Origin of the sequence: Oceaniferula marina (genome assembly GCF_013391475.1) — a bacterium.
Classification (GTDB): Bacteria; Verrucomicrobiota; Verrucomicrobiia; order Verrucomicrobiales; family Akkermansiaceae; genus Oceaniferula; species Oceaniferula marina.
Map to the genome: position 1 here is coordinate 1 of NZ_JACBAZ010000015.1, position 26,598 is coordinate 26,598.

At 52.3% G+C, this 26,598-nt stretch carries 16 protein-coding genes and 1 pseudogene; 5 read left to right on the forward strand and 12 right to left on the reverse strand.

Features of this window, described 5'->3' with window-relative positions:
* Positions 1–475: 475 nt before the first annotated feature.
* From HW115_RS18185 to glpK, 3 genes are read right to left on the reverse strand one after another with little or no spacing between them, the layout of a single operon-like run.
* Positions 476–1,228 (reverse strand): MIP/aquaporin family protein, encoded by a 753-nt coding sequence (locus tag HW115_RS18185; RefSeq protein WP_178934772.1) that lies wholly within the window; start codon positions 1,226–1,228, stop codon positions 476–478.
* 39 nt (positions 1,229–1,267) lie between these two features.
* A complete protein-coding gene (locus HW115_RS18190) occupies positions 1,268–2,827 on the reverse strand; it encodes a glycerol-3-phosphate dehydrogenase/oxidase (protein ID WP_178934774.1) in 1,560 nt (519 codons plus the stop codon).
* 55 nt (positions 2,828–2,882) lie between these two features.
* A complete protein-coding gene (glpK, locus tag HW115_RS18195; protein ID WP_178934776.1) occupies positions 2,883–4,382 on the reverse strand; it encodes a glycerol kinase GlpK in 1,500 nt (499 codons plus the stop codon).
* 717 nt (positions 4,383–5,099) lie between these two features.
* On the opposite strand from glpK, the gene HW115_RS18200 reads away from it, so the two are divergent.
* On the forward strand, positions 5,100–6,365 hold the full coding sequence (locus HW115_RS18200; protein WP_178934778.1) for an efflux RND transporter periplasmic adaptor subunit: 1,266 nt from the start codon (positions 5,100–5,102) through the stop codon (positions 6,363–6,365).
* Positions 6,366–6,377: 12 nt separating this feature from the next.
* A complete protein-coding gene (locus HW115_RS18205; RefSeq protein WP_178934780.1) occupies positions 6,378–9,536 on the forward strand; it encodes an efflux RND transporter permease subunit in 3,159 nt (1,052 codons plus the stop codon).
* 139 nt (positions 9,537–9,675) lie between these two features.
* Here the strand turns inward: HW115_RS18205 and HW115_RS18210 are convergent, their stop codons facing one another.
* The 9 genes from HW115_RS18210 to HW115_RS18250 all read right to left on the reverse strand — a co-directional run bounded on the left by HW115_RS18210 (position 9,676) and on the right by HW115_RS18250 (position 23,139).
* Positions 9,676–10,536, reverse strand: coding sequence for a hypothetical protein (locus tag HW115_RS18210; RefSeq protein ID WP_178934783.1), 861 nt, complete (start codon positions 10,534–10,536; stop codon positions 9,676–9,678).
* A 77-nt stretch (positions 10,537–10,613) separates the two neighbouring features.
* Positions 10,614–11,312: a hypothetical protein gene (locus HW115_RS18215; protein WP_178934785.1), complete on the reverse strand. Its 699-nt coding sequence runs from the start codon at positions 11,310–11,312 to the stop codon at positions 10,614–10,616.
* Positions 11,313–11,538: 226 nt separating this feature from the next.
* Positions 11,539–13,836, reverse strand: a complete 2,298-nt coding sequence (locus tag HW115_RS18220; RefSeq protein ID WP_178934787.1) for a malectin domain-containing carbohydrate-binding protein — start codon at positions 13,834–13,836, stop codon at positions 11,539–11,541.
* Between the two features lie 75 nt (positions 13,837–13,911).
* Positions 13,912–16,989: a malectin domain-containing carbohydrate-binding protein gene (locus HW115_RS18225; RefSeq protein ID WP_178934789.1), complete on the reverse strand. Its 3,078-nt coding sequence runs from the start codon at positions 16,987–16,989 to the stop codon at positions 13,912–13,914.
* 20 nt (positions 16,990–17,009) lie between these two features.
* Complete coding sequence (locus HW115_RS18230) at positions 17,010–20,042, reverse strand: right-handed parallel beta-helix repeat-containing protein (RefSeq protein ID WP_178934791.1); 3,033 nt, start codon at positions 20,040–20,042, stop codon at positions 17,010–17,012.
* A gap of 202 nt (positions 20,043–20,244) precedes the next feature.
* Complete coding sequence (locus HW115_RS18235; RefSeq protein ID WP_178934793.1) at positions 20,245–20,925, reverse strand: PEP-CTERM sorting domain-containing protein; 681 nt, start codon at positions 20,923–20,925, stop codon at positions 20,245–20,247.
* 269 nt (positions 20,926–21,194) lie between these two features.
* Positions 21,195–22,049: an FG-GAP repeat domain-containing protein gene (locus HW115_RS18240; RefSeq protein ID WP_178934795.1), complete on the reverse strand. Its 855-nt coding sequence runs from the start codon at positions 22,047–22,049 to the stop codon at positions 21,195–21,197.
* Positions 22,050–22,073: 24 nt separating this feature from the next.
* Positions 22,074–22,376 (reverse strand): FG-GAP repeat domain-containing protein, encoded by a 303-nt coding sequence (locus HW115_RS18245; RefSeq protein ID WP_178934797.1) that lies wholly within the window; start codon positions 22,374–22,376, stop codon positions 22,074–22,076.
* Between the two features lie 202 nt (positions 22,377–22,578).
* Positions 22,579–23,139: a PEP-CTERM sorting domain-containing protein gene (locus HW115_RS18250; RefSeq protein ID WP_178934806.1), complete on the reverse strand. Its 561-nt coding sequence runs from the start codon at positions 23,137–23,139 to the stop codon at positions 22,579–22,581.
* Positions 23,140–23,701: 562 nt separating this feature from the next.
* Between HW115_RS18250 and HW115_RS20355 the strand changes: the two are divergent.
* The 3 genes and pseudogenes from HW115_RS20355 to HW115_RS18265 all read left to right on the forward strand — a co-directional run.
* Positions 23,702–23,833: pseudogene (locus tag HW115_RS20355) on the forward strand (double zinc ribbon domain-containing protein); the annotation flags it as partial.
* A gap of 81 nt (positions 23,834–23,914) precedes the next feature.
* The gene (locus HW115_RS18255; RefSeq protein ID WP_227021659.1) at positions 23,915–24,730 is read left to right on the forward strand and encodes a DUF805 domain-containing protein; all 816 of its coding nucleotides are present in this window, start codon (positions 23,915–23,917) and stop codon (positions 24,728–24,730) included.
* Between the two features lie 552 nt (positions 24,731–25,282).
* Positions 25,283–26,424, forward strand: a protein-coding gene (locus HW115_RS18265) for an IS3 family transposase (protein ID WP_425498145.1) whose coding sequence is annotated in 2 segments (ribosomal slippage) — positions 25,283–25,553 and positions 25,553–26,424 — 1,143 coding nt in all. Because the reading frame shifts where the segments join, the coding sequence is not laid out codon by codon here.
* Positions 26,425–26,598: the final 174 nt, after the last annotated feature.

Here is a 26,598-nt window from a genome sequence, read left to right on the forward strand (position 1 = left end):
CTTCGCTAAACTTTCGATCTCATCCCGAGTGAGATTCAATGTGGCGGCAGGCTGGGTCGAGTGACCTCGGTAGTTTTGAATAGGCATACCAAGCGTGCCGCCACACCTGAGGAGTCAAGAGTTTTTATGATTTATTTTAATCTAATTGACTTATATTCAGCGGGTTAAGCTCTTATTTTGACGCCAATGACCAAGTAGCAAAACAGACGGGACGATTGCCGAGATAAATTTCTGTTTTGGCAAGGCGCGACGATGGAATGGTGCGGGCACCATGACTGAGGAGAAACGCAGCCAGAACAGAAATTTATCCGGAACTCTGGTAGACCACGAAGTGCATTTCCTCACAGCTTTAAAACTTTCAATCGTCTCATCTGTTTTGCGGAGTGGTATTATACAGACGATCAAAGGTCATCAACCGCATCGATGTCACCTCGATGCCGAAAGTGGCAATCCCCAATCGATATACAGCACCGGGCTACATCACCGCCGCATAGATCACAGCAGCCAATAAAGCCCCGGCAATCGGCCCGACGATAGGCACCCAGGCATAAGGCCAGTCGCTGTCACCCTTACCTCGGATCGGCAAAAGCTGGTGCACAATCCGAGGACCCAGATCCCGCGCCGGGTTGATTGCATATCCGGTGGTTCCCCCAAGGGACATACCAATCGAAACCACAACCAGTGCCACCGGCAAGGCCCCGATGGAACCAAGGCCCACCTTTCCTTCAGGAAGGTTCTCTGCGCCCGACCCGACCCAGCTGATCGTCCCTTCACTGATACCGAGCACCGCAAAGACCAAGATGAAGGTTCCGATCAACTCGCTGAAAAAGTTGGTAGGGATAGAGCGGATGTTCGGAGCTGTGGAAAAACACCCCAACTTGGCTCCCTGATCATCCGAAGCATTGAAGTGATTCCGATAGGTGACAAACACAAGTACCGCACCGGTCATACCACCAGCAAGCTGGGCCAGAATGTAACCCGGCATATCGGCCGCAGGAAACAAACCTGCAGCCACTAGGCCAACCGTCACCGCCGGATTGATATGCGCACCGCTGTAGGGTGCAGTGCACAGGACTGCCACATAAACCGCCAGCCCCCAGCCTGCGGTGATCAGCACCCAGTTTCCCGGGCTACCTTTCGTGTCTTTGAGAATAGCGTTCGCCACCACGCCATTGCCTAACAATACGAGTATTGCTGTACCTATGAATTCTGCAATCAAGGGGTTCATTTTTTTGTTCGTTTGATTGTTGTGCCGTAAGAACGAGAACTACACCAAATACCCTTGGGCCATTTCCGTGTATTCCTCGATTTGCTGTTGCTGCCATGCCTCATCACGCCCGAGTTCTTCCGCCATTAGAGCCGCTACCTTCGGAGCCATCTCAATAGAGGCCTTGGCATTCAGCAATAGCGAACGGGTCCGGCGACTAAGGACATCATCAACGGTGCGTGCCATTTCCATACGGCAGGACCAGACCACTTCGGCAGCCGTGTGCGGAAGTGCGGGATGCAGTTGCTCGGCCCACTCCACGCGGGTTCGCATCAAATCCCGAATGGCATGGGCATCCGACCCATACACCGCAAGCTCCTTCAATGTTTCCGGATGGGAGTGATAACCGTGAATGTTCAGGTTCTTGGTCATACACGGACGCTCCTCAAGGTGACCGACGGTTTCAGCATGGTTCACCACATCCTCCGCCATGTTGCGATAGGTGGTCCACTTACCGCCACAAATCGTGATCAATCCGGACTGTCCGATGTGAATCGTATGGTCACGGGACAAGGCGGCGGTATTGTCACCACCTCCGGCTTTGACCAATGGCCGGATCCCGGCAAAGGCCGATAGAATATCGTCGCGGCTAGGTTTTTCATTCAGATAGCCACTCGCCGTTTCCAAAATGAAATCGATCTCTTCACTCATCGGTTTCGGCTCAAGACTGGACTCCTCAATCGGAGTATCCGTTGTCCCCACCACCACGTGACCATGCCAAGGAATGGCAAACATCACCCGCCCATCTTTGGTGTGAGGAACCATAATGGCCGTGTCTCCGGTTAAAAATTTGCTCTCGAGCACAATATGTACGCCCTGGCTCGGCGAAATCATTTCCTGGCTGTTCGGATCATCCATCTTGAGGACATCATCGGTAAAAGGGCCGGTGGCATTGATCACCGCCTTGGCGGATACATGCATGGATTCTCCTGATTCCATATCTTCAAATTGCACCCCCGAGACAAAACCGTCATCCCCTTTGTCAATGCCTGTGACGCGGGCATAGTTCAACATCACCGCCCCTTGCTCAGCGGCCGTTTGTGCCATATTGATCAGCAAGCGCGCATCGTCAAACTGGCCGTCAAAGTATTGCACACCTCCAATCAAGCCATCGGTAACCAAGGTCGGGATATGATTGAGGGTCTTTTCCTTGTTCAAATAGGTTGAGGGACCAAATCCATATTTGCCGGCCAAGACATCATAAAGCTTCAGTCCAATACCGTAAAAGGGAGCTTCCCACCAGGTATAGTTCGGCACAATAAACCGCTGGTCACTGACAAGGTGAGGCGCATTCACTCGCATGATGCCGCGCTCCTTCAAGGCTTCCATCACCAACGAAACATTGCCTTGTTGGAGATAGCGCACCCCCCCATGAACCAGCTTCGTACTACGACTGCTGGTGCCTTTACCAAAATCCGACTGCTCAAGCAGAAGAGTCCGATAGCCACGGGAAGCGGCGTCAACAGCCGCGCCAACGCCTGTAGCCCCACCACCGATAATCACAACATCCCACTCACTTCCGCCCCCATTCAGGCGCTGTTTCATTTCTTCGCGTTTCATAATTAATAATCGTTTAGTCTCTGATTTCCTTGTTTGTTACTCTCTATAGTAAGTCTTATTTTTCCGGTTTTTCCCAATGCATCGACCGCTTGACGGCTTCATTCCAGACAGCCTTCTTTTCTGCGGCCTCATACGGTGCGATTTGAGGTTCAAAAATGCGATCCACTTGCCAGTTTTTCTCGAGTTCAGCGGTATCCCGCCACACGCCGGTTGCCAGACCCGCCAAGTATGCTGCGCCCAAGGCGGTCGTCTCAAACATCTTCGGCCGCACAATCGGCAACTGTAAAATGTCCGCCTGAAATTGGAGCAGAAAATCATCAATCGCAGCTCCACCATCGACGTGCAGTTGGGAAATTTTAAAATCGGTATCCGCTTGCATCGCCGTCAACAGGTCGGCGGACTGAAAGGCCATCGATTCCACCGCGGCCCGTGCAATGTGTGCCGTCGTGGTCCCCCGAGTCAGACCAAAAATGGCGCCGCGGGCATACTGGTCCCAATGTGGAGCTCCAAGCCCCGCCAAGGCCGGCACCATCACCACGCCTCCCGAGTCTTCAACCGAATCACACAAACCTCGGATGTCGCTGGATTTTTTAATCATGCCCAATCCGTCACGCAACCATTGCACCACGGCTCCACCGATAAACACACTGCCTTCCAGCGCATATTTAACCTGTTCCTTACGCTTCCATGCAATGGTTGTGAGCAAACGATTTTGACTCACCGTTGGTTTGTCACCCGTATTCACCAACATAAAACAGCCGGTGCCATAGGTGTTTTTTAAAGCTCCCTTTTTAAAACAGTTCTGTCCAAACAAGGCAGCATGCTGGTCTCCGGCAATGCCGGCAATCGGCACCCCCCTGCAGAGCATATCCACCTCCACCTCCGCGTATACCTCGGATGATTCACGAACTTCCGGTAACATCGACCTAGGAACCCGGAACATATCCAACAATGCATCATCCCAATCCAAGGTGTGAATGTTGTAGAGCATCGTCCGCGAGGCATTGGATGGATCTGTGATGTGCACCCTGCCCTTCGTCAATTGATAGACCAACCAGGAGTCAATGGTTCCAAATGCCAGCAGACCACGACGTGCACTCTCACGCGCTCCGGGCACATGATCGAGAATCCACGCCACCTTGGAACCCGAAAAATAGGCATCCGGCATCAAACCGGTTTTCGCCCGGATCTGGTCGCCGTTTCCATCTGCAACCAATTGGTCAATCTTCCCTGCCGTTCTCCGGTCCTGCCAGACGATGGCATTGTGAATCGGCTTTCCTGTCTCCCTGTTCCAAACCACCGTAGTTTCACGCTGGTTGGTGATGCCAATGGCCGCCACATCCGCCGCCGTCACCTTCGCTTTTTGCATCACGGCATCCGCCACGGCACTTTGGCAGCGCCAGATCTCCATGGCATCGTGCTCTACCCATCCGGGTTTGGGAAAGATCTGCGCAAATTCCTCTTGCTCCGAGGCAACCGGATTGCCAGAGGTATCAAACAAAATAGCACGTGAACTGGTCGTGCCTTGATCCAGGGATAATACAAATCGACTCATAGTATGTTGGAAGGTTAGAATGTTAGGAGATTGGGAGAGGATAATCCGAAGATCCTCCCATAAAAGTAGGATATCAGCGTCGAAATTAGGCCAATCAGCCATCTTTCAAACCTGAATGAGCAGTCTGCGAGCGACAAAGTGGAACAAGGGCAGGCTAAAGAACACCTTTGGCGACACCTTATCCAACAATGAAGTTCATCTTAACCCTTACCTCAATATCGGCATCCATTCAAATAGAGATTGATAGCAGGAGCGTATTCTCCCCATTGCTTAAACAAACCAAGATACTTGGATCGGTTTAACTCCCCCGAGCAAAGCCAGATAGATAGTGGTAAACATGCCATACTAACTAAAAATTGAGATCTGACCTATCACACACCCAATCGATGCGCTTTCTATCTGCACGAATCAATCAATCACTTTACCTTTCCGTAACAATAACCTTTCGAACCATCTCTCGGCGGCCCGTTTTCTGATGTATCATTCTACTCGTGAATCAAATTGACATTTGGCAAATGGAAATCTAGGGTGATAGACCCTAGATCATGGTCTGATCAACAGCTACGCTGATCGCCAAACTAACAAAAACGGAAGCTGCATCCCGACTGTTCTGATTCGAACCAATGCTATCCTGTTGCCCATGGCTAGATTTAAGCCAACCCACTTCACTCACCACTTCACTCAGCCCATCATCGAACCACCAAGCGTATCAAAGGTATGAAACCCCTTCCTTCATTCACCCATGGATTTCTTTTTCTAGGGCTTCTCGGCATCACCGCATGCAAGAAGCCGGCACTCCAACAAGCGCCACCGCCAATAGTCACGTTTATTGAAACCAAAAAAACGGACGTCGAGCGCTCCACTGTGTTTGTTGGGCAACTGGATTCACCTCAAAACGTGGAGATCCGGGCCCGGGTCGAATCCTTTCTCGACAAAGTGGCCTTCACCGAGGGCGAAGAGGTCAAAAAGGGAGATCTACTCTTCATGCTGGATGAAAAACCCTACCTGAAAAAAATCGCTTCCGCCAAAGGTGACCTTGCCGCCGCGCAGGCAGCACTGACACGTAGCAACATTGATGTGCCACGACTCACTTCGCTTGTCAGTGAAGGGGCCGCCCCGCAGAGAGATCTCGACAATGCCATTGCCAGCCAATCGAGCAACAAAGCCAAAGTCGCTTCAGCTGAAGCGGCACTTGAAGCGGCTCAACTGGAATTAAGTTACTGCGAAATCCACGCCCCCTTGTCCGGCCGCATTGGAGCCAAACAAGCATCGGTTGGAAGTCTTGTTGGAAAAGGGGAACCCACCTTGCTGGCGACCATCTCGCAGGTTGACCCGATGTGGTTCGACTGCTCCATCAGTGAAGTCGACTTCATCCGGGCGGACAAGGTTGCCAGAAAAGCGGGTTACAAACTCGGGCAGCTACCATTGACGCTGATCTTGCCTGACGGCTCCGAATCCGAGAGTCCTGGAAAATGGGTATTCAAAGACCGGGTGGTGGACCCCACCACGGCGACGATCCGAGCCAGGGCCGAGTTTGCCAATCCAACAGGCGTTCTTCGCCCGGGGATGTTTGCCCGGGTACGGGTCAGCCTTCCCAGCCGGAAGGGTAACATTCTGGTTCCCGATCGTGCCCTCACCGAGCTGCAGGGAAAGGAATTTCTATGGATTCTACAATCCGACAACACGGTCAAACAACGCATGGTAAACGTCGCTGAAACACGCATTGGCTCGAATGTGATGGTTCTCAGCGGGGTCGAAGCCGGAGAAAAAGTCATTGTCGAAGGCATCCAAAAAGTTCGTGACGGATCGAAGGTGACGCCTAAACCCTTTGCCCCTCCTGGCCCGGATTCCCAGCCTCCATCAGCAAGCAAGCCTCCTGGCAAACCGAAAACCGATCAAAATATCGATCAAAATGCCGAAAAGGACAAAGCGGGCAGTTCCGCCACGGAATCAGCTCCAGCAGCCGAACAGCCCACCCCCTAACCCAGCCTCGGCATGACTGAATTTTTTATCCGCCGCCCGATTGTCGCCATGGTGATCAGTATTCTGACCGCCATCCTTGGACTCATCTCTCTCAGCAAGCTGCCGATCACTGAGTACCCACCGGTCAGCCCCACCTTGATTCAGGCCACAGCCACCTACCGCGGGGCAGCCGCCGAAGCCGTAATGGAATCCGTGGCCACCCCGATCGAGTCCAAGGTCAACGGCGTCTCGGATTTGCTCTACATGCAATCCTACAGCGACAACAACGGCAGCATGACCCTGAATATGTATTTCGATGTCGGCACAGACGTCGACATCATGCAGGTCAACGCGCAAAACCGGGTAGGGCAGGCAGAGGCCCAGCTGCCGGAGGCCGTCAAACGTGAAGGCATCATCGTCAATCGGTCGAGCCCGGACATCCTCATGGCCGTGGGGCTTTACTCTCCCAACGGAACCTACGATGGCGTCTTTCTCGGCAACTACTGCGACATCAACCTGGTCGACCGGATCAAGCGTGTCAAAGGCGTTGGCGATGTGAAGAATTTTACCGCGCAGGATTATGCCATGCGCATTTGGCTCAGGCCTGACAAATTGAAAGTCCTTGGAATCACACCTCAGGATATCTCCAATGCGATCAATGAACAGAACGCCCAATCCCCGAGCGGCCGGGTGGGCGGCGAACCGACGCCCGAAGGGCAAGAGAAGCAATACAACGTCCGAGCACACGGCCTGCTCAAAGATCCCGAGGAGTTCGAAGAAATCATCATCAGGGCCGAGTCCGATGGCTCGATTGTCAAAATCAAGGATGTCGCACGGGTCGAGCTGGGAGCCCAGACATACGATCTACGCGCCCGACTCAGCCAATCGTCTGCAGGAGCGATCGGTATCTACCTGGCCCCCGGTGCCAATGCCCTGGAGACAGCCAACGAAATCAAAGAAATCCTCGAAGAGGCCGCATCCTACTTTCCTCCCGATATGGCCTATGACATCACGCTCGATTCGACACTTCCGATTCAAGCATCAATGGAAGAGATCGTACACACGCTTTTCGAGGCTGTGGTTCTGGTCTTACTGGTGGTCTTCATCTTTCTACAGAACGTGCGCTCCACCATCATTCCGATGTGCACGGTTCCCATTTCCCTCTTAGGGGCGTTCATTCTCTTCCCGGTGCTCGGATTCAGTGTGAACGTGCTCACCATGTTCGGCTTGGTTCTGGCCATCGGGATTGTTGTGGATGATGCCATCGTCGTCGTTGAGGCGGTCCAACATCACATCGAAAAAGGAAAAACTCCGGTCGAGGCCACCCAGCTGGCGATGAAAGAAGTTGCGGGGCCGGTAGTTGCGATCGGCTTGGTTTTGTGTGCTGTGTTTGTTCCCGTGGCCTTTATGAGTGGTGTCACCGGCCAACTCTACAGCCAGTTTGCCCTGACCATCGCCGTGGCCGTCGTTTTTTCGGTGATCAATGCCCTGACACTCAGTCCGGCGCTGTGTGCACTTTTACTCAAGGAGCCGAAACCAAGTCATGGACCCATCGCCAAATTCTTCAACCTGTTCAACCGTGGCTTTGAATGGATCACCGAGCGATACGGACGTATTGTCGGAGCCCTGGTTCGTAAGGCCGCTCGCTCGATGCTGCTGCTCTTGATTGTCGTTGCCGCCATCTGGGGGCTCGGCAAACACATCCCGGGTGGCTTTATTCCCGATGAAGACAAGGGATACCTCTTTGTCTCCGTCCAACTCCCGGAGGGAGCCTCACTCCAGCGTGCCGACCAGATTCTTAAACAGGTCGAAGCGGTCGTCGAAAACACGCCTGGGGTGCGCTCCAGCATAGGGGTGGCGGGTTTCAATATCCTGAGCTCTCTGAACTTCTCCAATTCAGCCATGATGTTTGTCGGGCTCGATGATTGGTCCGAACGGGAAGACCCGGCCCTTCACGCCAGCAAGATTGCCGCTGAGTGGAACAAAAAATTCAGCACCATCCCGGGGGCCAGGGTCATGGCCTTCGGCCCTCCGCCTCTACCCGGTTACGGTAGTGTCTCCGGCTTTACGATGCAGCTTCAAGACCGCTCGGGAGGATCCATTGACGAACTCGCCAGCTACGTGGACACGCTACGGAAAAAGGTGGCGGAACGTCCTGAGATTGGCATGGTCAACAGCACCTTCAACCCCGCAACACCCCAGGTGAAAATCGAACTCGATCGTGAAAAAGCACGCGCGCTCGGGATTCCGGTTGATAGTGTGTACCAAACCCTGCAGGCGTATTTAAGCGGTCTTTACGTCAACGACTTCGTCCGCTTTGGCCGGGTTTACAAAGTTTTTCTTCAAGCCGAGCCCGAGTTCACCAGCCAACCTGAAGACCTCGGGCACCTGTTTGTGCGCAATAACCAAGGGGAGATGGTTCCTCTAAGTACTCTGGTGACAATCAGCAAGATGTCGGGACCGAACTTTGTCACTCGCTTCAACCTGTACAACGCCGCCGAGATCATGGGGGCTCCCGCGCCCGGCTACAGCTCGGGCCAGGCGATCAATGCCATTGAGGAAGTCATGGCCACGATGCCAGAAGAAGTCACCTACGAGTGGTCCGGTCTCACCCTGCAGGAGAAAAGGTCCGAAGGGCAGGCACCGATTATTTTCGGAGCAGCCATTCTCTTTGTTTTCCTGCTACTGGCTGCACAGTATGAAAGCTGGGGGCTTCCCTTTGCTGTTCTGCTTGCTTCTCCGACGGTGATTCTCGGCCTCTTTGTCGGTATGTTTGTCCGGCATTTCGACCTCAATGTCTACGCCCAGATCGGTCTGATTATGCTGATTGGCTTAGCAGCCAAAAATGCCATCCTGATTGTCGAGTTTGCCAAGATGAAACGAGAAGAAGGCATGCCGATCATCGACGCGGCCATCGAAGGGGCCCGCCTCAGGCTCCGCCCGATTCTGATGACCTCCTTCGCCTTCATCCTCGGATGTGTTCCGCTGATGATTGCCAGTGGTTCCGGCGCCGCATCACGCAGCACCATGGGGACCGGCGTCGTCTTTGGCATGAGCATTGCCACCGCCATCGGGCTGTTCCTCATCCCCGTCTGTTATGTCTTTGTGCAAAGGATCATTGAGCGGTCTGATGGAAAAAGCCATCATGCATCACCAGAGCCAAACAAAGAATCGGACACCACCGCCACATAAGGCACCCAGCCACTGCCTTACACCAAGTAGTAAACAGACGGGACGATCGCCGAGAGGAATGAGTTCTTTGGTAAGGCGTGGCGAAGGAATGGTGCGGGCACCATGACTAATACCATTTGACGCCAATGGCGGAGTGGTATTACTCTTGCGTTATTGCCGCGAGGTCTTTTTCAAAGTCGCTCATCGCCTGCCCAACAGCCTCGGCGTATACACGCTCAACGCTCTTCCGTTGATTAATCAATTGATACACCGTGTAGGATGAAGTCGATACTCCTGCATACTGCTTATCAAACAAAGTCTTCCCCGAGCCAGTCACCAGTGAAATATCAATTTCCAAACTCGCTCTCAATACATCCTGTTGTTGCTCATTACGGCCCACTTTTTCTAATTGATAATGCTTGAGTTCACAGTGAAAGGCGTTCGGCGATTGCGACCTGATGCGAGCTGAGAAAAAACGATTGTTCGCTATCACCGCCCGGTTCTCTTTCACCAAAAGCAAAGGAGGAAACCTGACTTGATGATTGAGACGAGAGAGGTAAGCTTGATGCTGTTGCTGGAACTGATGCTCTTCTTGATCATCCGAAATTTGCCCGGCTGTCCAGCTCGTTGCTGCCACTACACCTCCAGCAAGTGCCACCGGCACACCAATCAAGCCCAGCCCCAACGAATCACCATAGACGGCCAAATCAGCCCCGGCCTCCATCATCGCCAGGCCGGTGTCTACCCCCACGTCATCCGCAGATCGTCCGGATTTCGAAACTCCCGTGGGCTTGGAATACGACTGCGCAGCGATCACCGGGGGAGCGATACGAACGGTGCTTAACTCAGCACGCTGAGCCGATGTCAACGGTCCCGAGCAAGCACTCATGCCAACCGAAAGCACGCCTGCCAGTCCGGTCAGGCAGCATCCAAGCCGGCGTCCAAGTCTCTGAAAATCGCATTTTGTTGCTTCATGGACAAATTTCGATAGAGCCATCATCCCGTGAGGGTCCGGAATCATTCAGGACATGGCAAGTTTAATATCGCAGTGCTCCAAAATCGCCCCTCCGCCACGTGGTATCCAGGTGAGTAACGCCCTCACTTAAACTCATACCGATAGCTAAAGCTCAAGGTATCCCTGGATCCGAACTCAGAGCTATCGGATAAGGAGTAGAAGAGGTTGACCGATTGCTTGTCCGTGATCCGGAACCCGATCCCTGCACCACCATAGATGTTGGTGGCATCGCCCGAACCGTAGGAACCGCCCAAGCCACCCATCAGCGTCCATTGATCGGTGATCGGCTTCAGCGCAAACGCTCCCAGATACATACCCTTACTGTCGAAAGGCACCATAAAGTAGTTTTCTGGAAACTCCGGTGCGGCCTCCACCACAATGTCTCCCTCGGTGTAGTTAAACCCGGCCGACGGGAAAATCTGCCAGCCGCATGGCTCAATCCCAAACACGCTAAGGGGAACAAAGGTGCCTATGTTGTAGCTGACGCTCTCACCCCCGTCGTCGTATTGGTTCTTTTTAAAATTAAAACTAACAATTCCCTTCTCAAAAAGCCAGGAGCCTCCGAGCCGCCACTCCGAAGCATCTTCGTTGATAAATCCGCTGATCATACGGGCCTTGTCCAAGCCCCAGGAGGCATTGATGGTAAAATCTCCATTATAACCGGCCCCCAAACGGGTCACAATCTTGGTTGGGTCCTCCGGGTTTTTTTCCTTTTCCTCATTCTCTTGTTCCTCCGCAGCCGCCCCAACGGAGCAACTAAGAACCAATCCTAATGCCAACATCCGATGAATACAGCAATGTACTCTTTCGTAGGGCCATTTTCTCACGCTTCGAGGCAATCGGTTCATCATTATTCATGCTTATATCAAGTCGATCATAGCACTCAAGAAGTTTATAGGCACATCCATCTCCGAAAAATCAAAGATGCCCTGCCCATCACGCATGGGCCTTCAAAAAAGCTCCCTCAATCGCAAGCCCTCATGTTTGCCGCTTTACCATCTGAAGTGCCTACTCCTTCGGCCAAACCTTGACTCGAAGAGTTTTACCACTACCAAAACGAAATGAGCCTGGGGCAGGATTTTCAGTTTTACGTTTCATTCCCAAATAATCTGTATCGAGCGCGTAAGGTGTGCCGTCAGCCTGCACATAAGCGGCATTGGGAATCTTAGCCTTTCCTAGAACTTCCGATGTAATCAGCGCCCGTTTTTTTGAACGGATCCACTCCGGTTGAACAGGAAGTTCCAGCCACCATTCGCCTCCTTTCTCTTCCGTGATGGATACTCCAGACTTCCATTGAGTTTCTACAATCTGCCCTTGATCCACGCTGCTCGGTGTCGCTCCCCCCAAATAAACATTGCCCACCGATTGCAGGTTCTCACTCATTCCGTTGAACACGGAAAGGCCTTTGAATCCGAAGAAAAGGTTATTGTGAAAGCGAGCATCCTTATGCTGAATATTCGATAAGCGCATTTGCTCTAGCTCATGAGGCACAAAGTAGGGAGTTTCCCTTTTTTCCTTCTTCACCCGGATTAAGCCACCAAATACATTGTGGGCATAGGCTCCCCCTTGAGACCAATCAGTCAGCGAGCTCTTGGATAAAAAGAGATTGTTGTCCAAAAGATAGGGGCCGTGATTTACTTCCATGTAAATGTCCCGGCTATTGTCGTGCAGAAAATTTCCGCTCACCCGCGTCCCCTGCGCCATCCAGTCCAACCAAATGCCACCCGCACCAGAACACCGGTAAATATGATTGTTGCGGATCAAGCAGTCATTGGATGCCAATAATTTGAGCCCTGCAATATCGTGGCCATTCAGCCAGCTGCGCGCGGCAATGTCACAAATCGTATTCCCCTCGATCACACTGAACACACCGCCCAAACTGCCGTGGATGCCATTTTTTTCACAATGTGAAATATGATTATTGCGCACCAGATGACTGCCGATGTTCTCTTTCGACCAGCCATGCTTCAGCGCTAATTCACATGACTCAACAAAGCCCGGTGCAGTTGCCTCAGGCATATCCATATCAAAGCTCGCCAAGTCATAACGCCCTAGGGTAATCCCTGTATTCATTGAGTGACTGATCTGATTGTCCTCAATGATCCATCCCTTACTCCAATGAGTCCCTAACAAACCAACTTGTTCGGACATGGCGCCAGCCCAGGGAGTCGCAGCATGCCGCATCACAAAACCACGCACCGTGATGTAATTGCGACCAGGCTCGCTAGGGTAGAACACACTCTGGCGGACATTGATTTCGACCCTTTCCTCGTTGGGGTTCACATCATTGAATTGCACCCAGATCGTCGTTGTCTCAGCACCCACACTGGCCCGCCATTTGGGACGCGCCGCCGGTTTACGCCCACCGGCGTCTTTCTGGTAGTCCTTCCATGCCGGGCCTCCGCAGTTAAGCTTCTTACTGAAATCCTTCCCACTGATCTCTATCCCGGAAATACACGCCATGGACACACGGTCCACAAACTCAAGATCAAGCACCCCGTCAGCTACCTTCACCCCATCAAAGCTCTGCTCATAAGCAGCAAAGCCTCCTGCCCGGGCAAAAATATCCAAGTTAGAAAGAACCTTGTCCCCCTCCAGTTTTACATCGAACACCCGCTGTCCCGCCTTCTTATAATAAGGTTCATTGAATTTCAGCGTCACGCTGTAGTTCCCGTGAGGCACCTTGATTTGGTACCCCTTCATTCCATACCGACATGTCCGGTAAAGCTCCTGTTCCTGCGTCTTGGCAACTACCTTTCCGGGATAAGCCGATGTCTGCCCTCCCAGTGCAATGGCCCCTGCCACACTCTTGCCCCGTCCAGACTCGAACACCTGCCCAAGGCTTGCCGCCTCATCCATCCAAACCCCGTTGAGATAAACCATCCCGGCATGCCGAAGGTGCCCCTTTTGAATAAACCACTCTCCCCCGATTACATCAGCAAAGGGATTGAAAGATCCAAAAAAATCATTGGGCAATCTGACTCGCCAAACACCATCCCGAACTTCCTTCCAATCCTTGATCACCTCTGAACCCGTGATCACAACCTCCTCACCAACCGCTGCTTGATAGACAATCCGCTTATCATCCGAAGACCCACCCCGCATAGGGTCGACCCGCTCACGGTAAATCCCGGCGTGGACCGTCACACTATCCCCAGCCCGGGCCACGACTGCCGCCTTGGAAATTGTCTTAAAGGGCGCAGCCTTCGTTCCCGGATTCCCATCCGCTCCGTCCTTGGAAACATGATAATCCACTGCTCCCAACTTGCAGGTCAACACCCCCGCAATGATTATTACTTTATTCATCAGTTTCATGATTCTCTTTATTGTATAGCTCATACTCGGCTCAAAGCCACATGCTTTCAGCTCGCTCTTGCCACATTATTCTGCAGCTTTGCGATCGGCTGGCATCGTCACCAGGGTCTGGCTGATCCGAGGTGCCGTCGCAGGCCATACAAGCTGTTGCCCCCGGCCATCCGTAACGGTAATGTAGTATTCAAGGTCTTCCTGATCCATCGGTGGTAGAGTGGCTGAATAAACACCCCGATTAAGGTGTTTCAATGCCACCGACTCATAGGCCCCCTGCCCCAGCGCCCGCCAATGCATACTGGCAGACTGAGGGGCTGACAGCCCCACAATCGTCACAGGGATGTTCAATGGCTCACCGGCAAGACGGTGCGTGCGAACTGTCGGAACAATAATGCGCGTAGGCCCGGAATAGTGCCTCGGCAGCAAAACGGCATCCGGCAGATCACCTCCAAGCAGCACCTGCAATGGTTTTTTTGTCCTCTCCAACATATAAGGAAGGTTCTTTCCATGCCAATTGATGAGCGTTCCGATGTCACCCTTGGTTTCCGCACAGGCCATCAAATGCCCTACCATCCCGGACACCTCCTGTAATAACTGGCGGTATACTGGCAACGCCAGCTTTTCTGCCAATGCTCGTTTTTTCACCCCGTCTTTCTCAGCACGCACCTTTTTCATGACCCCGTTCAACTCATGCCACGTAACCCCGGCCATCGCTTGGCTACGGTGGTATCTGAACATATTCAACCAGTAGTCAAAGCGCTGGCGGTTCCCCACCCCTTGAATCTCCTCACGCAAGGCTTCCAGGCGCGGAACAAAGTTAAAAGAAGCAGCCATTTTTTCCCGTGGCTGCTTGATGGGCTTGAGCCCTCCCGCACTTGGCCCCCATCCTGTTGTTTGCGGCAAGCGACCATCAATGGAGGCAAAGATGGCAGCCGCTTTTTCCGCTACCTCCCCACCAAAACTATGGGATGACCAATCCTGATAGAAATCCATGCACGGCCCGGTTTCGTCACGATGCGTGGGTGTTTTTACGGCACCTCCTTGTTGAAAATCCGCTACGTAGTCATTGAAAGCCGGCCCACCGCAGTTGACTTTCAATGAAAACGGGGCAGCAGGTATTTGGTTCGCCGCAGCCGTCATTCCTTCAATGGCAATACCAGATACACATGCCAATGTGACATGGTTAGAGAATTCAATGTATAAAATCTCATCTTCAACACGCACCTGTTTCTGGACCAGATCAAACGCCCTAAACTTCCCGACCTCTTCATAAAGATCAAGTTTTTGAGCAACAGGATGGCCTAGAATTTTGACATCAAAAACCCGCTTCTTTGGCTTGTCGAAGTAAGGTTCGCAGAACTGCAGCGTGACAGTGTAAGTTCCGTTAGGAACATCCAGCCGGTATGCTTCCATGCCGTATCGACATGACTGATAGATTGCCGGGACGCTGGTCCCACTAATTTTGGCTTTGGAATTGACGGTCCGTTTTCCGCCGATCGCACCATATTTCTTCTTGAGCGATTCTGCCGTCACGCGTCGCTCGGGATCCGGGTTCCATGGTTGCTCCCAGCCGGCTTCGGCCAAAGCCTTGGCCTGGGGGCTGGTGCCATGCGTCCGCCAAGTCAGGCCCATCAGCCCTTCACAGCCGTAGGCAAGGGCATCGGCGGCATCCTTGCGCGTTCGCCCCACCCACAGCTGCGGACAGGCCATCGCTACATCATCTTCCAGCCAGGGGATTGCCCATGTATCCCGTCCCTCAATCAACGAAAAAGAACGGTCTAGCTGCGAATGTCCCACGCGACGGCTTATAGCGCTGAACGAGATATCCTCAGGTAGTGCCTTATCCCAAGCCGTCCGGTCGCTGGCAGGCCCCAGCACCCATCCGGCTGTGGCCAATTTTTTCGATGGATCAACGCGTTTGAGTGCCCGGTGGGCGATCTGGAGTTCATCCACAACCTGCTGGGCGTCCTTGGCTGAATTCCCTTTCCATGTCCAAGATTCGTCAGTCCAAATCCAATAATAATCCAATGGATGCGCCCGTTGAATACGTTCAAAAATCCCCTCATAGACGAGTTGCCGGGTCGTGGGGTCATTGACATCCAAGCCTTTGGCCGCCAAGCGTGTTTGCAATTCTTTTGGATAATAAAGAGGAGCTTCGGTCCCGAGGCACGTTTTCACACCGAGGCGACGGGCTTCCGTAAACGCCTCATTGAACATAGCCGCCGTACGGTTAAATACCTCATTGCAATCCGCGGCAGATTTGGGGGTGGGCGTAAGCCCCTTCATGACGTCAGCCCCCCAGTCATCACGGTCAAACCACTGCGAAAAACCATGCTCATATTCACTGGTGGGTTTGGGAATATATCCCCACTCATGGCGCAACGCGTTGAAATAGTGCGCCATGTATGACTGTTCCACCTCGCCGTTGGCTTTGACATCTTCGGTCAAACCCACCCACACCGTCGGCTCAGGACGATAGAAAATATTAGAGTAGGTCTTCTCACGCACGTAGCAATGCATGCCGATAAAATTCATCCGCATTTTTGTCATCTGGGAGACTGTTTGCTTCCAATCATCCGACCCCCACAGATCAAAACCCTCGACGTGAGATCCCCAGGGGTTCAAACCCCTCAAGGCAAATAAGGGCTGCCTGGTTTCATCAACATCAGGAAGAACCAAAGGGACACGTTCATCAGGAATCACATCCCCATGCAGATAAAACCGCACCCCTAATCGCTCAAGAAAATCATAAACACCATATAAAACAGCAATATCACTTCCTCCCCGAATACGTATACTCTTCGAAGTTTGCTCACCTTCTGATTTCAAGCTGTACCCCTGCTCACCCAATGAAGGATCAACAGAAAGAGAAATCGTCGGGCCTGTCATTGAGTCCTGGTTGGAAATCGCCAATAAGCGACCAGTGCGCAAGTAAACATAACGCCGTAGCTCACGTGCCGCAAACATTTGCGACGCAGAATTCCGCCCGACACATATCGTAAGAGAGGCAGCCTCCACAGCCGCGCCCTTACCCGCCCCTCCCTGACGACCTCCACCCATGGAATCCACTTCGCCCGAAGCTGTTACACCCCCATGCGTGGAAACCATCAATCCAACTAACAAAAATCCAATCTTAATTTTCTTCATCATTTTCAAACCTGCATCACTTCTCACTTGGGCCACACCTTGATCCGGAGCTTCTGATCAGAAACCGTGGAAAACGGACCCGGTCTCGGGTTTGCCTGATCCCTCACCTGTCCGGCGAAATCCTTATCCAAAACATACGCACTTCCGTCCGGCATTTCAAACCTGGCATCTGGCACTTGTGCCTTGCCCAGAAGCTCGCTATTCACCAAATCACGAGGGTGGGCGGCCGTCCACGCCGGGCTCAGCGCCAACTCCAGCCACCACTCTCCATTTTGATCCTCCGTAATCTTCATGCCATGACTAAACGTTCCATCCGTCACCGCGCGCTCGTCATGTATACTTGGCGAAGCACTGCCGAGATACACGTTTCCACTCACCGTCATGGGCCGGACAGCCCCGTTGTATTGTGACAAACCGGTGCCCAAAAAGATATTGTTCAGGAAACGATCATCTCCACCCTGGATCGAGGTATAGCCGGCCACTTCCGTCGAATGAGGCACGTGATATGGCGTTTGTCGGCTCTGCGCACTCCGGACCAACCGCCCGGCAAACAAATTGTGGGCATAGGCCCCGCCCTCAGACCAGTCCCGTAGTGTATTCGATGACAAGAGCAAGTTGTGATCAATCAGAAACGGCCCGTGATCCACCTCCATAAAGAGATCCAGGCTATTGCTGTGGAGCACATTGCCCGTCATCCAGGTCCCCTGCGCCATCCAATCCAGCCAGACTCCCCCTATCCCCGCGCAACGATAGATATGGTTGTCTCGGATGATCGTATCCTGGGAACCCAACAACTTCAACCCGGCGACATCCGGCCCACTAATCCACCCCTGCATGGCAATGTCGTGAATCGCATTCCCCTCGATCGTGCAGAAAACACCCCCCAGACTCCCATGGATCCCATTCTTCTCACAGTGGGAAATATGGTTGTTGCGCACCACATGACTACCGATGTTATCCTTCGACCATCCGTGTTCCAAGGCCAACTCGATCGACTCAACATAACCCGGTGCCGTCGCAGCAGGCATGCTCAGCCCAAATCGTGCCACATCATAACGCCCCAGCGTGACCCCTGTGTTCATGGAATGGCTGATCACATTATCCTCGATCACCCAGCCCTTGGACCAGTGCGTGCCCACCAGGCCGATCTGCTCAGACATCGCCCCCGACCACGGAGTCGCCGCATGCCGCATCACAAAACCGCGCACCGTGATATAATTACGCCCCGGCTCACTAGGGTAGAACACAGTCTGACGGACATTGATCTCCACCATCGCCACATTGGGGTCGAGCCCTTTGAACTGGGCCCAAATACTCGTCTCCTGCCCTCCCACCTCGGCAAACCAGTAGGCTTTACTCCCTTGCGCCTGCAAGGCTATATCCTTTGTCTGTGCTTCGGTCAGCCAGTGCCCATCCAGATAAACCGCGCCCGTGAGGCGATCCCATCCCGGCGTCGTATACCACTCCCCCCCGATCCGATCCTGATAAGGGTTGAACGTGCCAAAAAACGCATTGGGGATCTCCACTTTCCAGGTATCACCACCCACGTGCTGCCAAGCGTAGTTGAGATCCCGCCGGATGATTTCTGACCCCTTAATCTCGACATCCTCTCCCTCCGCAGCCTGATAAGTAATCCTGATCCCCTCGGACAGCCCCCCGCGCGGTGGGTTCACCCGCTCCCGGTATACCCCCTCATGCACCGTAATCACATCCCCTGGTGCCGCAACGGCGGCTGCAGCCGAAATCGTCAAAAACGGTTCATTCGTACTGCCGGCGTTCCCATCATTCCCCGTCTTGGCAACATGGAATTCCTGGGCCGGTCTGGGGTATTCCTTCACCACGTAGAACTGACGCTCTCCAGATTGAGTGAAACTAAATTCATTGAAAGGAGGCGTCGCTGCCACCTCCTCACCCACCAGCCCCCAATTGGAAACGTCGCCCGCCAGATCCTCACTACAGCGGATGTCGTAAAGCATCCCGATTTCGCTTCCCCAGCGCAAGTCCACCTCTTCCCCTTCCATCCCCACACGGACAACCATGTGCGCGGGTGGATCCATCGCATCCGTAGGATCAGCACCCATCCCCACCTCCGCCGCATCCAGAAAACCATCCCCGTCCGTATCGGCCATCAGCGGATCAGTTCCTGTATCCGTAGCACTCAGCCAGACCTGCGTATTGGTTTCAACACCGTCGAGCAGCCCGTCTCCGTCACAGTCCGGATCCAGCGGATCCGTTGGCAGTCGTTGACCCGCCCCGGCCAGCTCCTCCCCGTCCATCAGCCCGTCATCGTCGGTATCTGGGTCGTTGGGATCCGTTCCATGAAGAAACTCCTCCAGATTAGTCAAACCATCCCCGGCTCCGGCATATTCCAGATCCTGGTTCGGCTGCATCGAGGTAGCCGACGTCGGCTCGGTATGTGCCAGCTCGAACGAATCCGGCAAGCCATCCTTATCGCTATCCAAGGCCGGAATGATATCCAAAGATAGCTCATCAAACCAAATCCCGTTTCCACCCGTTCCCACAGCCTGAATCCGGATAATGATTGCCTGCCCCAGTTCCGGACCAGCAAACTCTGACGTATAACTCACACCATCCAGCGCGGTCCAAGCCTGAACCCCTGCCAGATCATAGGTTGCCCCCGCTAGTTCGCGGAATCCACCACCATCATCATATCCCAGGCGAAAGCGGATATCCGATCCCCTGCCGGAATCCACGGCAAAGCCCTTGAAAACATATTTCGTATGGGCAGCGAAAGTCGCCTCGAGCACCTGATATGCATCCGTTGTCGCCGGATTGGTAAACCCAAAGCGCCCGCCGCCACCAGGAACCCCTGCTCTGGGGAACTCAGCGTGCGGGGCACATTTGGCCTCCCCACTCCACCCTACGGCCAAAGGATAGACAGATCCCTCGGTAACCACCACGTCTTCAAACCCTGAATTAACGATAAACACAGGCGCAGCATTGGATACCACAGTCAAATACGCCCATAGAAACACGCTGAACCACCACGCTCGAAACAACCGTGTCTCTCTCCCCGTCACATTATGTGTAATCATTTGTTTCAACTCCTTCCCAGGCTAAACAATGCCTGACCTTGCTTATGATTAAGCTGCAAGGTACCGCCCGATCCGTCCACAGCCTCTTTGCGTCAACACCTTGTTTATTTGCGCCAAGTCACCCCTCTCATCCGCCCATAAAAATGCGGCACCCCCCACCTGACCAGATGAAAGATGCCGACACACACAAATTGATAAGCGACTACTTCCTGCGTCTGAGCACCAAGAGCACTCCACCTAAGCCCAGCAGTGCTGCGGATGAAGGCTCGGGAACCGCTACGAAAGCAAAGCCATTGATAACGCCGTAGGTCTGAGCACCCACAGGTTTCCAGTTAAACTCAAGCGTGTCCGCGACTACGGCTCCCGTGGTATATGTGTATTTAGCATAAGGAGTTGTCGTATCATTTGTGGACAGCTCAGTACCATCGTAAGTAAAAGTTGATGTTTGATTGGTTGCTCCACCTCTAGCAAAAAGATAAAAAGAATAAGTGGTATTAGCATCTAGGGTGATGCTTAAACCTGAAATCGTGCCAACGGTGCTTGCACTACCAGTGTTCTGATTCAAAAAGATATAATCATCCTCTAATGCATTCGCGGAAGTCCCATATTTACCACCTCCTTTGAAGGGGTTGGAAAAAGAGATCGTAAGTCCTCCACCTGTAACGCTGCTGAGGGTGGGAACCGTCATTACATTGACGCTGGCTCCCGTTAAATCTTCAGAGACACCCATGCTGGTGAAGTCTGCGGCGGTGGCAGTTGACCCTGTGTTTGTATTGTAACCGTGGATGTCACCGAGGAAAACGGTAGCGGCCTGTGCTGACCCTGCAGAGAAACCTAATGAGGCACTCGTGATCAATGACCACTGCATTATTTTATTATTCATGTTTTATTGTTGCGGTTCTTTGTTTATTCACGGCCTCTTCATATAGAGGGTAGTCGGGGGGGGATTTTTTGTTCGTCAGATTCAAATCATTGAATTCAATATCGATTGAACAGCGAACATGCATTAAGGTCTACAGGCATTTTGCGTCCAGGCAGGTTCATTTTGCGTCACCATAGAGGATATGACACCTCTACCGCCAAAAGACAAACATACGCTCTATCTGCCTGCGCACTGAGGGCAAACACCTTCCATTCTAGGCTTTATGCCATCTATTGCTGTATATAAACCCAGACGCGTCCAATCCGAGACATGAGCCCCAAGTCATCCTGGATCTTCTTGTGTGCCTTATATGCGTCATAGGCGGCCCGCTTCTCTTCCTTGCCCTCTTTCATACGCACCTCTCGTAACATCTCCGCCTGGCGTGTCGTCCACGCCGCATAAGCCTCGTCAAGGTCCTCAGTCGTTTGCCCGGGCTTAGGCTTCAAAATACGTGCGTAGTCGCCGACGGTAAGGTCGAGTTTTCCGTCGCCATTGCGATCGGAGGCCCAGACGCGTGTTGTCATCGTTGGCCCCTTGATTTTATGTGCGAGGTAAGTGCTCGTCTTGTCGCCGCCCTTGAGCGAAATGAGTGTATTGAAGCCCTTGAAGGCCGGCAGATCCCCATCCTCTGCGACGTTCTCCGCCCAGTGGATGCCTGCGTTATTCGAGCCACTCAGGATGTCCAGATCACCATCGCCATCCCAATCAACCATCTGCGGGTCAGCATGTTTGCCGGGAACAACCAAAGGCTTCGCTCCCGCCATGATCTGTTTCGAACCGGGTGCGAAGCGGCCTTGGCCCTCTCCCGTGAATAGATAGAGCCCACCCTCTGATCCGCCAACGATGAGGTCGAGGTCACCGTCTTTGTCCCAGTCGACGGCAAAAGGCCGCGTGCAGATGGCATCACCATTCTCATGAGCAATCGCCAGAACTTCACCATCCGTTCCTTCAAGCGGTACCGACTGTGCGAAGCCTCCGCCTTTCTTCCCCCAAAAGACGTAGAAAAGCCCCTGCCATGGGCCACCATCCATGCGCGCATACGAACCCGTAAGGATGTCATGAATACCGTCACCGTTGAGATCCACAACCTGTGGAGTCGAGCTGGTGCATCACCAAACACCCGGGACCTTGGCAAGCCCTTCACGCGTGTCGAGCCACTTTCCAGGCGCAAGTTTACCTCCTGCCAACCCCTGGTACACACGGATCTTGCCATGGCGGAACTGGCCCACAAGCAGATCCTGCACTCCGTCACCATCCAAATCAGCCCAAGTCGGCGAGGCATAACCCGGCGACTCAGTCATGACCGGTTTCCCCCCTGCCTCAAGGAGCACCGGAGGGGCGAAAGTCGCCGCCTGAGCCCCAATCGAGAACACTGCCGGCACGAGGCCAGTCATCATTATCTGTTTCAACATGTCAGTAAACTATGAGTAATTTTCCTTTTCCAGCACAACGGTGAGCCGTGTGGCTGTGAGTAATAAAGATGACGTGATATGCCTGAAGCGAAACCGCAACAGGCTATTGTTTTTTACGTATCTCCATGGTTGGTAGCAAAATCTCGCGGCATCTCCCACCTGACCAGACGAAAGATGCCGCCACACACACATTGATAAGCGACTACTTCCTGCGCCGGAGCACCAACGCCAACCCGCCCAGCCCCAGCAGCGCCGCGGCAGATGGCTCGGGAACCGCAGTAGCCTCCAGAGACACCGCATCAAACCAGATCCCGTTCCCACCAAGCCCAACCGCAGCAATACGTACGATGATGTTCTCACCAAGCTCCGCTCCGGAAGCTCCTGTGATAAAGCTCACTCCGTCCTGTTCCGTCCAGGCTGTCACTCCATTCAAGTCGTAGGTTTGCTCGGCAAGTTGCACAAAACCTCCGCCACCGCCATAGCCAAGGATAAAACGAATATCCGTAGCATTACCACTACTTACAGCATAGCCCTTGAAGGTATAAGTGGTATTCGCTTGATAAGCTGTGCTGATCGTCTGGGTCGCAGGCCCATCAGCCGACCCCGGATTGGTAAACGCGAAATTATTCCCGAGCGCGGAATTCCCCCCCTTTGGGAAGGTCGTGTGCAGGGCAAGCTTGCACTCACCGCCCCAAGCACTCGCTTGGGGAAACGGGCCTGTCGATCCTCCCGTATCAGATTCAAATCCCGCATCGCGCACCATTCGTTCTAGGCTTAGATAAACCTCTGAGCCTTTTGTTTTATGGGGTTTGGTGTTTTTCTTGATTGGTTGTTGAGATCTCTAAAATGCATTGAGTTGCAGGAAAACGCAGTTTTAGACCGTTTTATTGCAGGAATATTTATCACCATGATAAGTAAATTACTTTAGGTTCTATCTATGACCACACTAGGGATAGAACTACGCTTTCGATTAAAACTCTATCTCTATACTACAGCCTGGTTCTATCGCTTACGTGTTTTAGCGGACATCTTACCAAGTTTTAATGATAAAGCAGGACATAACCCTTTCCTTACAAGCAACTTAAGACCCCTAGCTTGAGCTGCGCTACGATGGTAAATGGTGAGAGTATTCCTCAGCCCGCCATAATGGACTCAGGGTTTACCGGAGGCGCCACCCGTCCCCCCCCTCTTTTTTTTAAGGGGCCTTAGACCTTACACTCTTCCTTTTGTAAAAAAATTGACGCAATTTTTACGGCCTGTATCAAACATATCAACAACACTTTAATATTTACAAGAGGGGGGCAATTTAAGAATCTATCAATCTCATGTTAATCGATTGTATTGAATGCGGGGGCCCCGTGTCGACAAAGGCAAAAGCCTGCATGAAATGTGGCTCACCTCCGATGGCAACCTGTTTTGAATGTGGTAGGCCTGTCACTCCTGAGGCGGGAGCTTGCGAGTATTGTGGAGCTCACAATGAACCAGGTAGCGAGGATGCTCTGCCAAATTTGTCTACCCCCGTGGACGTGCCGCCTCGTTTGCCTCGCTCCAAGGAAACACCATCACGGCTGTCGAGTCCCGTCGAATCTCCTTCTGTCGCCCTTCCTCCCATTGCCACCCTAGGTGAAAAACAAGCAGGCCGAAGCGGGCAATCCAAACAACAGGAAGATAATCGAGGGGCATCACCAAAGCCTGTCACCCATAGTCCCCCAAAAATTGAAGAGCTTGAGTCTGAATTTGTTGATTTCGAAGAAGCACGGTATAAGGCCTATTGCCCGGACTGTGAAAGTCTGTTCTATGTTAAGGGAACGACTCTTAGTAAGCGGAAGAAAGTTCAGTGCCCTAACCATGACTCTGTGAATATCGGCGGCACTCATGAACTATCAAAGTTGAGTCTAATGCAGGCTGATAACGAAGTTATCGTTTACAGTGTCATAAAAGATTTCTTTTCATACAATGGTAGAATTTCAGTAACTACTTATTGGAAAAGTATCTTGGTTGCTTTGGTTCCAATGTTGATTATTGGGGTGATTTGTAGCTTTACGCTCCCGTCACTCAGCCCTCTTTTATGGTTTGCGATACTTAGCCCTCTTTGGGTTAAACGTTTGCATGATCACAACTTCAGCCAAGAGTGGGCGATTATTCCAGGCGTGTCTGCAGTCTGCATGGTAATAAATTCCTGGCTTTTACCCTCGATGATACGAGGTGAGTCATATCCTCTCTTGTCTATAATTGCCCTACTCGCTTTGATTGGAAGCTTGATTATGGGAGTCATGATTTCTTGTGTGCCTGGGGCAAAGAGAATCAATCGATTTGGGCAGGCCCCAAATAAAGTAAAGGTCAAGTGGTTGTAATTACTCAAGAACACGAGATTCGTTTATCGCTAACTAAAATAAGCGTAAGACTTTCAAACTAATAAAAACAATATCTATGAAGGTTTTGAATAGACCTGGTTTATATTATATGCCAATTGGGCAGAAGGAGCTGACCTTATTTAGAAGAGGTTCGTCGAGGATATTGAGCAAAAATCAAAACCAGCAAAATAATTTTTTTAAGGTGACTAGTTTGTAATATTGATAAGTTAGTTAGTGGGGCATTAAATGAGTAAAACAAAAAATCTACGGCGCAAGAAGTGGTTGGACTCCCGCTCATCAAAGATGCATGGAGTGAAGAATGAGCGTCTGCGACGAACTCGAAGAAAAAAGGCTGCCGGAATGGCATTGGGACCGTGTGCAGCGCCCATTCTCAAATTGAACAGGAAGCTCGATTTGATGATTTCATGTCCCAATCAATTCAGTTTGATAAATAATAGAGACCAAACATTGAAGTGGTCCCGCAAAACGGAGCCAGTAGTTTATTGATTAATTCGCTGGCCTGATCGGGGCAATTAACCCGAAATAAGACCAATGAAACGAAAGAGAAGACATCTTACCGCAGAGTTCAAAGCCCGAGTTGCCAAGGAAGCACTCAAGGAAGAAAAAAGCATCCAGGAGATCGCTCAGGAGAACGATATAGCACCGACCCAAGTCAGTGCTTGGAAGAAGGAATTGGAAGACCGTATGAGCGAATTATTTGAACGCAAGAACGCGGCAGACAAGCAATTACGACACCACGAAAAAAGAAGCGGGCAGCTTGAGCGCAAGATCGGGCAACTCGTCATCGAGAAGGAGTTTCTCGAAAAAAAGTGCAGACAGTTGGGGATCGATCTGAACGAAAGGCCATGATTGAAACCCGACACCCTAAACTCTCGATCCGCAAGCAGTGCAAGATGCTTGGGGTGAACCGTAACAGGCTGACACCGAAACAACCGAAGACGAATCGCGAGGATCTTGAAGTTATGAAAGCTCTGGACAGCATTTACACGGAATGTCCGTTTTACGGGCAACGTAAGCTACGTATGGAGTTGCATGATCTTGGATTTAAAATTGGGCGTAAGCGAGTGCGGAGATTGATGAAAATCATGGGGATCGAAGCTTTGGTTCCCAAGCCCAGCACAAGTAAGCCTTGCAAGGAGAACCACATCTATCCGTATTTGCTGGGGAACCGTGAAATCAGGGAGGTGGATGAAGTCTGGTGTGCCGATATCACCTACATTCCGATGCCTAAAGGGCATGCCTATCTGGTGGCTATTATGGACTGGCACAGTCGGGCCGTATTAAGCTGGGAGGTATCCAACACCATGGACACAGGCTTTTGTGTTCGCGCGCTCAGGAAGGCCCTTGTTTCAACGGGGCGTAAACCGAAGATCTTCAATACGGATCAAGGCAGCCAGTTTAGCAGTGCTGAATGGACGGATGAACTGAAGAAGGAAGGAGTCCGGATTAGCATGGACGGCAAAGGCCGCTGGATGGACAACGTCTTCATTGAACGTCTGTGGCGCAGTATCAAATATGAAAAGCTCAGGCTCTGGAGTTACCACACGGTTGGGGATCTCAGGAGTCTTGTTGCTGATTGGATGGAGTTTTACAACCACCGTCGCAAGCATCAGAGTCTCGACTACGCCACTCCGTGGTCAACTTATTCACCCCCGAAACAGATGGCCGCCTAGGAGGGGGCGGCGTCCGTAGCTGGAGAGGTTCCATTCCGGGCCTGTCGCTACGCTCCAGCCCCTCCATTCCACCTCTCCAGCTACGGAGAACCAAGCAAAACCAAGCCCAAGGTTAGATCAGCGAATCATCAACAAAACTCACTTTTTACTGGCAACAAAAAGGAGACCACCTCA